The 12,006-nt window shown below is 22.9% G+C and carries 15 protein-coding genes and 1 pseudogene; 10 read left to right on the top strand and 6 right to left on the bottom strand.

All coding sequences use genetic code 4. From position 1 onward, the window contains the following. Positions 1-272: 272 nt before the first annotated feature. Positions 273-476, top strand: a complete 204-nt coding sequence (locus tag AACK89_RS04850; RefSeq protein WP_338977609.1) for a hypothetical protein — start codon at positions 273-275, stop codon at positions 474-476. On the opposite strand, the gene AACK89_RS04845 is transcribed toward AACK89_RS04850, so the two are convergent. Beyond that, on the bottom strand, positions 473-823 hold the full coding sequence (locus AACK89_RS04845; protein ID WP_338977607.1) for a hypothetical protein: 351 nt from the start codon (positions 821-823) through the stop codon (positions 473-475). The genes AACK89_RS04850 and AACK89_RS04845 overlap by 4 nt on opposite strands. Before the next feature lie 337 nt (positions 824-1,160). Here AACK89_RS04845 and AACK89_RS04840 point away from each other — a divergent pair, with 337 nt between their 5' ends. Together AACK89_RS04840 and AACK89_RS04835 are read left to right on the top strand one after the other, a co-directional pair. Beyond that, entirely contained in the window at positions 1,161-1,823 is a 663-nt protein-coding gene (locus tag AACK89_RS04840) for an FMN-dependent NADH-azoreductase (RefSeq protein WP_281749612.1), read from the top strand. Positions 1,824-1,921: 98 nt separating this feature from the next. Continuing rightward, a complete protein-coding gene (locus tag AACK89_RS04835; protein WP_338977604.1) occupies positions 1,922-2,458 on the top strand; it encodes a BspA family leucine-rich repeat surface protein in 537 nt (178 codons plus the stop codon). A 39-nt stretch (positions 2,459-2,497) separates the two neighbouring features. On the opposite strand, the gene AACK89_RS04830 is transcribed toward AACK89_RS04835, so the two are convergent. Continuing rightward, the gene (locus tag AACK89_RS04830; protein WP_338977603.1) at positions 2,498-3,763 is read right to left on the bottom strand and encodes a rod shape-determining protein; all 1,266 of its coding nucleotides are present in this window, start codon (positions 3,761-3,763) and stop codon (positions 2,498-2,500) included. A 279-nt stretch (positions 3,764-4,042) separates the two neighbouring features. Between AACK89_RS04830 and AACK89_RS07680 the strand changes: the two are divergent. The 6 genes and pseudogenes from AACK89_RS07680 to AACK89_RS04800 all read left to right on the top strand — a co-directional run. Beyond that, positions 4,043-4,451 (top strand): annotated as a pseudogene (locus tag AACK89_RS07680) (fructose PTS transporter subunit IIA); the annotation flags it as partial. Positions 4,452-4,550: 99 nt separating this feature from the next. Beyond that, complete coding sequence (locus tag AACK89_RS04820) at positions 4,551-6,110, top strand: PTS fructose transporter subunit IIC (protein ID WP_422397459.1); 1,560 nt, start codon at positions 4,551-4,553, stop codon at positions 6,108-6,110. A gap of 9 nt (positions 6,111-6,119) precedes the next feature. Then, positions 6,120-6,458 carry a hypothetical protein gene (locus AACK89_RS04815; protein WP_338962903.1) on the top strand — a complete coding sequence of 113 codons (339 nt, stop codon included), beginning with the start codon at positions 6,120-6,122 and terminating at the stop codon, positions 6,456-6,458. Between the two features lie 144 nt (positions 6,459-6,602). Further along, positions 6,603-7,361, top strand: coding sequence for a hypothetical protein (locus AACK89_RS04810; RefSeq protein ID WP_338977599.1), 759 nt, complete (start codon positions 6,603-6,605; stop codon positions 7,359-7,361). Positions 7,362-7,421: 60 nt separating this feature from the next. Continuing rightward, positions 7,422-7,700, top strand: a complete 279-nt coding sequence (locus AACK89_RS04805) for a hypothetical protein (protein WP_338977598.1) — start codon at positions 7,422-7,424, stop codon at positions 7,698-7,700. A 191-nt stretch (positions 7,701-7,891) separates the two neighbouring features. After that, positions 7,892-8,128 (top strand): hypothetical protein, encoded by a 237-nt coding sequence (locus tag AACK89_RS04800; RefSeq protein WP_338977597.1) that lies wholly within the window; start codon positions 7,892-7,894, stop codon positions 8,126-8,128. A 67-nt stretch (positions 8,129-8,195) separates the two neighbouring features. Here AACK89_RS04800 and AACK89_RS04795 read toward each other — a convergent pair whose 3' ends face one another. From AACK89_RS04795 to AACK89_RS04780, 4 genes are all read right to left on the bottom strand, one after another. Continuing rightward, the gene (locus tag AACK89_RS04795) at positions 8,196-8,756 is read right to left on the bottom strand and encodes a hypothetical protein (RefSeq protein WP_338977594.1); all 561 of its coding nucleotides are present in this window, start codon (positions 8,754-8,756) and stop codon (positions 8,196-8,198) included. After that, positions 8,728-9,408 carry an AAA family ATPase gene (locus AACK89_RS04790; RefSeq protein WP_338977592.1) on the bottom strand — a complete coding sequence of 227 codons (681 nt, stop codon included), beginning with the start codon at positions 9,406-9,408 and terminating at the stop codon, positions 8,728-8,730. The genes AACK89_RS04795 and AACK89_RS04790 overlap by 29 nt, the downstream gene beginning before the upstream one ends. 12 nt (positions 9,409-9,420) lie before the next feature. Continuing rightward, complete coding sequence (locus AACK89_RS04785) at positions 9,421-9,903, bottom strand: hypothetical protein (protein WP_338977590.1); 483 nt, start codon at positions 9,901-9,903, stop codon at positions 9,421-9,423. A 356-nt stretch (positions 9,904-10,259) separates the two neighbouring features. Beyond that, positions 10,260-11,435, bottom strand: a complete 1,176-nt coding sequence (locus tag AACK89_RS04780; protein ID WP_338977589.1) for an Mbov_0401 family ICE element transposase-like protein — start codon at positions 11,433-11,435, stop codon at positions 10,260-10,262. Positions 11,436-11,660: 225 nt separating this feature from the next. Between AACK89_RS04780 and AACK89_RS04775 the strand changes: the two genes are divergently transcribed. Then, the gene (locus tag AACK89_RS04775; protein ID WP_338977587.1) at positions 11,661-11,996 is read left to right on the top strand and encodes a hypothetical protein; all 336 of its coding nucleotides are present in this window, start codon (positions 11,661-11,663) and stop codon (positions 11,994-11,996) included. The last annotated feature ends 10 nt before the right edge of the window (positions 11,997-12,006 follow it).

The raw sequence follows: 12,006 nt of genomic DNA, 5'->3' as shown, positions 1-12,006 counted from the left end.
ATGATTTTTTGACATATAATAATTATCTAAATCTTATGATTTGTGATTTTTTTTCATTTTCATCAGTTTTGTTTCTATATTTACTTTTATCATTATTATTTAAAAAATTATTTTGTTGCATTTGTTGGGTTAATAAATATGTTTGTATATCATTAAAATTATTTGTATATATAAAACTGCTACTAGGTTTTGATATTTTTATTTCAATAAATAAACTGTCTTTAGTGTGTGTTTCTAATGTATTAGTATAATGTTTTTTATTAATTAAAGATGTGTTAATTTTTGTTGTTAATTTTCATATTTGATTTTTATTTGGTAATGATAAATCTAATGGTTCTTGTTGTAGTCTTTGTTTTTTACTTGATAGTGATAAATCTAATGGTTTTTCATTTTTTAATTGTTCTGAAAATTGATGAGATATTGTAAATAAATATTGTAATTTTTCATCTGTTATGTTTTCTTGATTTATTAATTAACCTACAAATAAATTTAATTCACTTAATATTTCAAATAATTGTTGAGGTTCTTTTTTATATTTATTAATAAAAAAACTAAATTTTTTTATTTGTGCTAAATATTTGTTTAAAATTTTATTTAATTTCTTTTTTATCTTTTTGTTTTTATTGAATTTTCTTTGAATTTTATTTCTATATTTTCTATTATTTTCTAATTCTAAAAAATATTTTTTTTGTTTATATAAATCATTATTGATACTTGCAATTGCATTAGTTATTTCAGAAATTTTAAATCTGTAATTAATTAAAGTACTAATTTTTAAATTTCTATTCATCAATTCAAGTAATTTTTGTTTTCTTTCATTCATATTTTTACCTCTTTCCATTTTTTTGATAGTCTGATCTCAAATTTCTTAATAATTATAATTTGTGTACAAGTACTAAAATCTCTATAATAACTAACTTATATCTATTTTTTAGATTTAATATCTATTTAATTTAAAATTTTTCTATAAACTTTTTTAAAATTTTTACACACTTTAATAATAACACTTTATAGAAATTGATAAAATTATAATAAATATTTCATTTTTTTCTAAAACTATATTTTTATTTATTATTTTTTAATATTTTTTAAAAAATAATAAATAAAAACTGATAAAATCAAATTACAAAGTTATTTTAGATATTTCGGAGGCAAAAATAATGGCAAATAAAGTATTAGTAATTCGTTCTTCTATGATTAAAAAAGAACTATCTTATTCTGAAAGTTTAGTATCTCGTTTTGTTAAATATTATCGTGAATTTCATCCAGAAGATTCAATAATTGAATTAGATTTAAATCAAATACCAATGGCAAGTATTACTATTACGCAAAAAAACTTTACTTCATATTTTAATGAAAAAGATTCTGATTATTATATTAATCAACTAAAAAATGTTAATAAAGTTATATATACAACACCAATGACAAATTTTAATGTTACTAGCATGACAAAAAATTATTTAGATCACATCTTAGTTGCTGGTAAAACTTTTGATTATAAATATACCAAACAAGGTGAAGCTAGAGGATTATTACCACATTTAAAAGTTCAAATTTTGGCGACACAAGGAGCACCATATGGCTGATATTTATGAGGTAATCATGCAACTTATTTAAAAGGAACATGAGAATTTGTAGGTGCTAAAGTAGTAGAACCAATTCTTATTTGTGGTACTAAGGTTCAAGAACTTCATCAAAATGACGCTAATTTGCTTATTGGTTCTAAAATATTAGCAAAAGGTGGAGGTTTACCAGCATTAGGACCAGAAAAAACGATAGATAAATTTGAACAGTATATTAAAGAAGCAGCAAAAAAGTTTTAACTTTAAAAAATAAAAATTTTTAGTCAAAAAATATAATTTTTGTGAATTTACCTTCAAAAAGTAGTAAAGTAAAATTAACTTCATAGAAGGATGAAAAAATGAAAAAAATATTGACAGCATTAAGTGTTTTAACACTTGCATCGGTTGCAGGAAATTTAACTGTAACTGTTTTAAACACAAATTCACAAAAAAATGATGTTTTAAATAATAAAACTCAACAAGGTACAATTTACATTGATAAAAATGGCAAACAAATAACAACTAATGAAAGAGATTTATCAAATATAAATAGTAAAGAAATTGTTCAAATTGGTTTTTATAAAAATGATCAGGGAGAAATTCAAGTTGTTAATATGCCAAGAACAATTGAAAAAGTACCTAATCAATTACCATCAGAAATTACATCTTTACAATTTATGTTTATATTTTGTGAAACATTTAATCAAGATTTATCATCTTGAGATACTTCAAATGTTACGAATATGAATTGAATGTTTCATGGTGCTATATCTTTTAATCAAAATATATCAAATTGAGATGTATCTAATGTTATGAAATACGAATGTTTTTCTTTTGAATCAGGAATTGATAACTCAAAAAAATTACCAAAGTTTAAAAAATTTTTAATAATTTAAAATACTATTTTTAAATTGATTTAAGATTTTTATAGTTTTTTATCCTAAATCTTCGTCCTTTATTAGAATTTCACGACTAGGATTTTGTTCAATTATTAATTGTTTGTAAATTGTATCACGATATTTTACACAACCATCAATAACATTATCTAAAGGATTTGGAGCAGTCCGCACTTCAAAAAGATCTCCTTCATATTTTTGACGCATTGGTTTTGTACCTTTTTCAGTTTTAACTTCAATATAATATTCTTTAGCTAATTCTTCTTCAATAAATTTATCAACTTTTTTAATATAAGCTCCACCACCACAAATTGTGATTCCCTTACCTTTTTTCTTTAAATCACTAATACTTCCAGCAGCCTTGTCACCAGCAGTTCTTAGTACTCTACGAATGGCTGGAATAATATGTTCTTTGAATTGAACTTGCATAACATTTGCACGAATTTCTTCTGGTGTAATTTCAATAGTTTTAGAAATTGACATTGTTTCTCATGGCTGAGAATTTAATCTAGGTAATGAAAAACCCGAAATTGTGTATGGTTTTTCATCTTGATATTTCATAAGTGAACCAATATTTTTAATAACATCTTCAGCTTCTTTTATTCCAACTTTTAAGGCATGTTTTTTTATAATATATTCTTGAACTTTTTGTATTAAATAGTCACCAGCACAATGTGTTGTATATGAATATAATATTGAATTATTACTAATAATAGCAACATCAGTACTGCCACCACCAATATCAATGCACATAATTGCACTTCCAAAAATATCTTGCCCTGAACCTAAGGATGCCATTTTTACTTCTTCTTGTACAAATCCACGGAGTGCTCCTAAACGATATACAATATTTTCTAAAGCTTCTTTTTGTACTGAATTAATTTCACTTGGTGTTGCCATCAACACAATCAAGTTACGATTTTTATCTAATTTTTCATCTTTTTTTATAGAATTGTTTTTACTTTGTTTTAAATCTTTAATTTCAAGTCTAAAATCTTGAAAAATTTTAGTAAGAATACGTTGTAAAGCATCTGGATCAGCAATATTACCATCACGAACTGGACGTTTAATAATAACGTTTTCATTTGTTTTGTCAGTTAAAGCCTTAGCCTCTTCACCGTAAAGAATTCTATTTTTTTCATAGTCTTCAGCTAAATAGGTTGGAGCATCATATCTAAGACCTATATTAATATGTCTAGCTTTAAAGTTTTCTGTTCCGATATCTAAAGCTAATCATTGATAATCAGTTATTGATTTAAGTTTGTTATTTTTCTGATTTAAATTTTCTTTTCTTGTTTTAAACATTTCTCTAATTTTCCCTTTCTTTAAATACTTAAATTTTATCTAAATTAATTTTACATGATTTTATAAATAAGTTATTTATATTAATTTATAAGGAAATATGGGATTAATGTTGATAATTTTTATTTATTATATTTTGTTTAAAAAACAGCAAAAACTTTGAAGTATTTAATATATCTAATTTTATAAATATTAAATTTAATTGAATAAATAGTTAAAAATATATTTTAATTATCTGAAAAAATCTCTGGTTTTTATTAAAAAAAGGAGATAAAATAATCATTGGAAAGGAAGGTAAAATTGAAAATAACTAATGATTTATTAAACAACTCACATATTATTTTTGAATCTAATATTAAAAATCAAATAGAAGCACTAACTAAAATTACTGATTTGGCATTTTCATTAGGTTATATTACTAATCGTGATGAATTACTAAAAGCATTTCTTGCTCGTGAGCAAGAATCATCAACGGGTTTTGAAGGTGGAATTGCAATTCCACACGCTAGAATTAAATCAATTAAAAAAACCTGCAATTCTAATATTATGTAATAATAATGGTATTGACTGAAAAGCAATAGATGGACAATTAACAACTTTTATTATTGCTTTAATAATTCCTAAAACACAATCAGAAAATTTACATTTAGATATTTTAAGTACACTTGCAATCAAACTTGTAAATGAAGATTTTCGTAAAAAATTAAAAAATGCAACAAATTCACAAGAAATAATATTGCTTATTAATGATGAAACAGTTAAAAATAGTACTAAAAAAGAAATAAAAACAATGAAAAATAAGGAAACAAAAAAAATTGTTGGAGTTTCTTCTTGTACAACTGGAGTAGTTCATACTTACATTTGTAAAGAATTATTAGAAACCGCAGGAAAAGAACTAGGCTATCAAGTACATATTGAATGTCAAGGTCAAAAAGGACCAGAATATGTACTAACAGAACAAGAAATTAAAGAAGCGGATGTCGTTATTTTAGCAACAGATGTTGCAATTGACTTAGAACGTTTTATTGGTAAAAAAACATATACTTGTGGTACAAAACCAGTAGTTAAAGATGCTAAACAAACTATTAAAGAAAGTTTAACAAAAGCAAAAATATACGGTGAAACCAATGGAAATAGTGGTGATTTCATTTTAAATGCTTCGAAAGGTAAACCAGCAATTTTAAAACATTTATTAAGTGGAGTATCATATATGATACCATTTGTTGTTTTTGCTGGTTTAATTTTTGCTATTGTTGGTGGTATCGCAAAAGGCACTTTTGGTAATGGATTTGAATTTAAAAATTCATGAGAAGAACAACTTGCTTGATTAAAAACAAATCCACCGGGAGTTAATTCTGGATTAATTGGTGGTACAACGCTAATGCATGTATTAATGATTATTACATTTTTATTAGTATCACCTGGTACGGGAATGTGATTTGGATGAGGAGTGTTTAATCTTACTGCTAGTTCTAAAATTGATGCAAGTCAACCTTTTCAGGGTAATGCTAATGTTTCATGAACATTATTTGGTGCTCTTTATGGAGGACTAATGGCTGGTTATTTAGTTAGATTTGTAAATTCATGAAAAGTGCCAAAATGATTATTACCAATTATGCCAATTATTATTATTCCTGTTTTTTGTACAGCAATTATTGCAATTCCAACAGCTTTCTTTTTAGCAGCACCGTTTGGATATGTAATGGGTGCATTGGATTATGGTTTAAGTTGAATGGGGTTACATCCAAATATAGGGTTTTTAGTTGGATTATTATTAGGAGCAATGGTTGGATTTGATATGGGTGGTCCAATTAATAAAACAGCTGTTCTTGTTGCAACATCATTAATGGTACAAGATGGTGGTCGATTAATGGGACCAGTAGCAGCAGCGATTCCGATTGCACCATTGGGTTGTGCATTAACATCAACAGTATTTAGTCGTAAATTATTTACAAAACAAGAACAATCATTAGGGTGAAATGCCTGATTATTAGGGTTTATGGGAATTTCTGAATCTGCTATTCCATTTGCAGTGAGAGATACATGAAGAACAATAGTTGCTAATGTTATTGGTAGTGCTGTTGCGGGTGCTTTAGCATTTGGTTTTGGTGTACTTGGTCATGTTGGGGCTTGAGGTTCTTTTATTATTGCTTTATTTGGTGGTGTTACTAATATTGATGGTAGTTATATTGGTATTTTATGATATGCAGTAGATATTATTATTGGTACGGTAGTACAATCTATTATTTATACTTCACTTTTATTGCAAAAGCAAGGATTATATAGATCTTCAATTTTAACGTTATTAAATAAAATTGGAATTAAAACTAAAAATAAAAAAAGAAAATAATATTAATATATGAATAATAAAAAAAATTGATGATTTGAAAATCAATATAGTCGAAGTACAATAACTATTGATGATAAAAAAATAACTATTTATCATAAAGGATTAACAACTTTTAGTTTAAAAAAACAAACTAAAAATACTATTATGATTAATAATATTAATTATTTAGTTCTTAGAAAGCCAACTTTTTGACAGTGTGGGTACCTTTATTTTGTTTTAAAAAATGAAATTGAAAAAACTAATAATCAAGAAATTTTATTATCTAATTTATGTATAGCCTTCAAACGAAAAAATGAATTTAAGGAAGCAGAAGAAATTAAGAGTATTATTGATAATTTAATTATTTAAACTAAAAAAGCATTTTAATTGACATATTAAAAAAATAAATTACAATTCTAATTATAATTTAATAGATGTCCAATCCTAATATAGATATTTCTTTATATTAGGTTTTTTATTAAATTAAAATATTTGAAAGGAAGATAAAAAGATATGCCTAAAAATATACAAAATATACAAATGACAGAAAAAGAATATAAAAATTTTCAAAATTATAAAAAACAAAAAGCAATACAAGAAGAAATGATATCCAAAACAAAAAGTACAGCAAAAAAAGCGGGAAAAATTGCTACTAATCATGCACCAACATTAGGTGGTGCGATAGGGTTTTTAGCAGGTGGATTTGGTGCAGGACTTACTGATAATAATCCTAATACTATTTTTGATGTGCCTATTGGAATTTCATCAGCTGTTGGTGGAGCAATAATAGGATCTGTTGTAAAACAAAATTACAAAGCTAATATTGCTGAAAAAAAAGCAAAACGACAAGAAAAATTACAAAACATGCTATTAGAAAATATAAATAATTCATCAGATTCAGAATCCGAAGAAGAATTTGAACAAAACAAAGAAAATAGTTTGTATACTGATTTTGAAAAAAAATTAGCATTAAAAGAAGAAGCAATAAAAAAGAGAGAACTTTTATTACGAAACATGAAATTAGATGCAAAATTTCAAAAGCAAGAACAACAATTAAAAGAATTGAGTATTCAAAATAATTCAGTCGATGATATTCTTACAAAAGAATTAGCAAACACATTATCTACTGCTCCTATGACTTTTGCTACTTTAAATAAGGATAATCCTATTTCTCAAGATGTAATAAATGCTGCTAATTTAATGTCTATAAGTTTATCTTCAAAACCTGTTGCTGATAAACAAGAAAACCAAAAATCTCTTATTTCTATGTAATATCATATACGTTAATGAAACAAATAATAAAATCAGATATAGTTTAAAGGAGGATTACTTATGCATTTTGATCCTATCGAAGACTTGTTTAATGATTTAGGTTCACAGTTTCAGTCTTTTGGAAATAATACTGAAACTTTCTTTAATAATTTTAGTGATAATATAAGTTCAGAATTTGAAGTATTTACAAAAGATTTAAATACTAATTTTCAATCTTTTAGCAATGATGCAAGTAATGTCTTTAATGATTTAGGTAAGGAGTTTCAATCTCTTGGTAATGAAATTAGTGAAGGTTTTCAAATTGTTAGTAATGATGTAGAATTTTTTTTAATGATTTAGGTAAGGAGTTTCAATCTCTGAGTAATGAAATTAGTGAAGGTTTTTAAACATTTGTTCATAATTTTGAAACTGCCTTTAAAGATTTTGGTAATAATGTAAAAACTTTCTTTAATAATATTGGTAATAATATTGAATCATTTTATAATGGTATTACTTCATTTTTTTCAGGAATTGAAACTTTAATTAAAATTATGCCATATGCAATTGGTGGAGTAATTGGATCAGTTATAGCATTTAAGATTTATAAAGCAAGAAAGTCAATGTTAAAAAATGAAAGAATAAAAAAAATATATAAAATTTGTAAAAATCAAGAACTAAATAATGATATTAAAAATGTTAATTTTGACAAATTAAAACCAGTAGTAAATAATACAAAACTTACAACAAGTAAATCAAAAAAGTTTACTAAAAAAATTTTAGTAAAATAAAAATAAAATGCACCATAATGATTTTATAATCTAATTACGGTGCATTTTTCATTTTAAAATATAAATTTTACTTAACTTCACTAAAGTAGTCATCCATTTTAAAATAATCAATACTATGATCAAAAGTTGACGAATAAATGATTTTAAAATTTAAAGAAATGCGATGTTCTTTATTTAATTCATCAACTTTATTATTTAATTTCTTTTTAATTCTTTTGATATTTCTAATATTACGATCAGTTTCTCTTCTAATATTAAATACAAAAAAACATTTAATTTTGTCAAAAGAAATTTCATGTTTTTTATCAATATTATGTTGAAAACAAATAAAGCTATCAGTAAATTTTTTTGATAAATCATTAATAATGTCTTCATGAAAATTTTTTTGAATTTTAAATTCAATGAATAAAAATTCATTTCTTTTATTATAAGTGATAGCATCAATTGACTTAATACCACGTGAATGACTACAACATAAAAGTTTAAGATTATCACCATCAATTGCATATTCTTCAGATTCTGAAGAATATGTTTTAGAAGCAGTACTATAAGATAACAAACGAAATGTTTTTTTATTTTTTTTATAAATAAATATTAAATTATTTTTTAATGTCTCATTTAAATTCATATTCGTCTAACTCCCTATATGGATAACTTAAAGCTTCATTAATGTGATCTAAACTATTCTCTTCAATTATACAAGAATCAAAATTTTTATCTTTATTAATAAAATTATATTTAAAATTTAAGTTTTTAAAGTCACGACTTGCTAGTGAAGTTATTTTTTCAAGAATATATCGACTATGTGTTGAAATAATTAATTTAAAATTAATTATTTTAGAAATATTTAATAATAGTTTAGTAAATAAATATTGTCATTCTGGATGAATATAGGCTTCGGGTTCATCAATAATTACTAAGTTACCTTCTTTAAAAAAGTCACTTTTAACCATTTCTTTAAATGATTCAATAATTTTTAATCCACGTGAGGAGTTAGCAAGTTTAATGGTAATACCATTTTTAGTTAAACTACCATTTTCAAAGTTAATTTTATTTTCATTACCAAAATAGTTTTCAAGTTCTTGATTAATTTTTTGTTTAATTAATACTAATTTCAAATTACTATACTGTTCAATATTTTTTTGAATATTAATTTTATTTTTAAAATCATCTAAGTAGTGACACTTTTTAAATTTGAAAATGTTATTTAATGATAATTTTAATTTTTCACTCTCTAACATATATGATGATTGTTTTTTACTAAGACTTTCTTCAATCATTAAATTTAAAATTTAGTCAGTATCACTAATATAAGTAGCATCAATTATTGGATTTTCAATAATATTTTCTAAATAATTAAACTCATGTTCTAAAGAAAATTTATTATTTTCATTAATATTGATCGTTAAAGTTTTGTTATTGTCTAAACTAAGTTTTAAATAACTATCTTTATTATTATATTTTTTATTTCTTAAGTTTTCACCATGAAAGTTTTCACGAAGAATATTAGCCATTAAATATGAAATGATATCAGTATCTTTATTATTAAATAATTCTAAGGTTTGTAAAATATCATTATTAATAATATTAATTGTATATTTAATAATTTTAATTTTGTAACTATCTTTATTAGTATCTAATTCAATTCTTTGTAATGTTTTGGTAATTAAATCATCATTTATTTTTAGCAATTGATGATAGTCTGTTAATAAATTAATTCAAAAATTATTAAATTTTTCAATTTTATAGTTGAAATTTGTTATTCATTTTTGCATAAATGTTTTATTATTTAGATTAATATTATTATAAATAGATTCAATTTCTTTAAATAAAGTACTTTCTTTTTCACTACTATTAAAATTTGTTTCAAGAAAATTACTACCAGTATTTTCAATTTGTGTAAAAGTATCTTCAGCAAAGTTAAAAAAATTCTTAATTATTTCGGACGTATGAGATTAACCCTTAGAATTATGAGTAACATTAACAATATAACTGCAAATTCTATGATTTGTTAACTAAATTATACCATAAATTTTAAAAATGTTAAAAAATATAATTACAAAATTACATTTAAATAACACAAAAATCCTAATCTTAAAATTAGTTTTTAAAAATATGAAATTTCAAATTATTAACCACTATTAAGATAACTTCTACTATTTAAATAATTGGCTTTTGCTATTAACATATTATTTAATGTTTGATAATTATATATTTTTGCTCCATTAGTTAAAGATTTTAAAAAATGATAAACATCACTTTCAGCAGAACAGCCAATATTTCAACTAGCATTTTGATTGACAATACCATGAGCATTATTTTTAAAATAATTATAAGTTTTAGTATTAACATTAAGTTTTAAAAAATCAAGTAATTTATTACAATTACCACTTGAAAAAGTAGTTGAAGAATCTAAAAATTTTTTTCAGTCATGAGATTCTTTTTTCTTACCACGAACTCCAACAAAAGATTTTCATAAATAACTAAAAGCATGATATTTATCTAAAATATAATAACATCTTAATCAACTAGCCATGGCTTTAATTCATAATGCACCATCACCAGCAACAACTAAATTATAATTATGATATTCTCATTGAACACCTAATATATTTAATTTAATATCATAATGATTAAGAATAGTTTGTGTGGTAAATTGATATAATTCATGTTGATTTAAACGATGATTAACTTTAAATAATAAAAATGCAGTTGTTTTATTTTGTAATTTATTTCTATATGAATAAATCTCTTTTCTTCCTAAATTAAAAGTTAAAAGTCTACAACAATATTGTTGTTTTAAACCATTTTCATCTCAACAAGTAACAAAAGCATCATCTGCACATATATTTAATTTTTGATTATCTAATACTTTAAATTTTTCTTCTGGTATTCATTTTTCAATTTTTGCTTCTTTAAAAATTCTTGAAATAAGATTTTTAGAAAAAGAAGTATATTTAAATTCTGATTGAATATTAAAATAACCTTTTTTTGATATTAAATTTTCAATTAAATTATCTAATATATCAAAATATAAATCATTAGTAATTCTTGCTCTTTTTTTAATACCAAATTCTTCATAAATTGGATAATAAGTTTTTTTATTAATTTTATCTAAATAAACTCTTTGTCTAAAAGTTCCTATTCCAATGGGAGTATTTACTGTTCTATTACATGTTCAAGCAACTTTATATTGATTTTTATCTCTATTTAGAAAAAAATATTCATCAAAATCATGGATTTTTTGAAAATATTTTGCTAAAATATTAGTGATTTCAGATTTTAGAAATTCTTTAAAACTAAACATTTTTTAACACCTTTCTATTTATTTTTTTGTCCTAACTATTCTAACAAATTTGTTAAAATATTGTTGAAAATTTTTTGTTTTAGAGTATAATATTAAAGAACGATAAAATAAACTGCAAATTCTATTTACGTTTAAAAGATAACTTTTATTAGTTATCTTTTCTTTTTTAATAAAATAATGTACAATAAAAGAAAATATAAATAGAAAAGGAAAATAAAAGTAAAAATGGATTTAGGATTATGAATATCTTTTGGAATAATAGGAACAGTAATTTGAATTTTATTAATACGCTATGGTATTAAATATTGTTTTAAAAATAATGCTATGGGAGTGTTTATTTTATTCGTTACATTAAACATATTTGGTTTAGTTTTAGGATGAGCTATTTTATGAAATAATAAAAATTTTAGTAATAAAAAAGAAGAAGAAAAAATAAAAGAATTAGGCATTTTTAATATTTTAAATGATGAACAGAAAAAAAAAGTTTGTGGAATTTGTTTTAAAGTTAAAGATAATCCTGAAACTATATGTACTAATTGTTTAAAAAAATTTGAAAAATAGCACTATAAAT

Source organism: Spiroplasma endosymbiont of Panzeria rudis, from assembly GCF_964019705.1.
GTDB lineage: Bacteria > Bacillota_I > Bacilli_A > Mycoplasmatales > VBWQ01 > Spiroplasma_E > Spiroplasma_E ixodetis_A.
The sequence above is the reverse complement of the archived record's forward strand: the minus strand, read 5'-3'. Positions and strand labels throughout refer to the sequence as shown.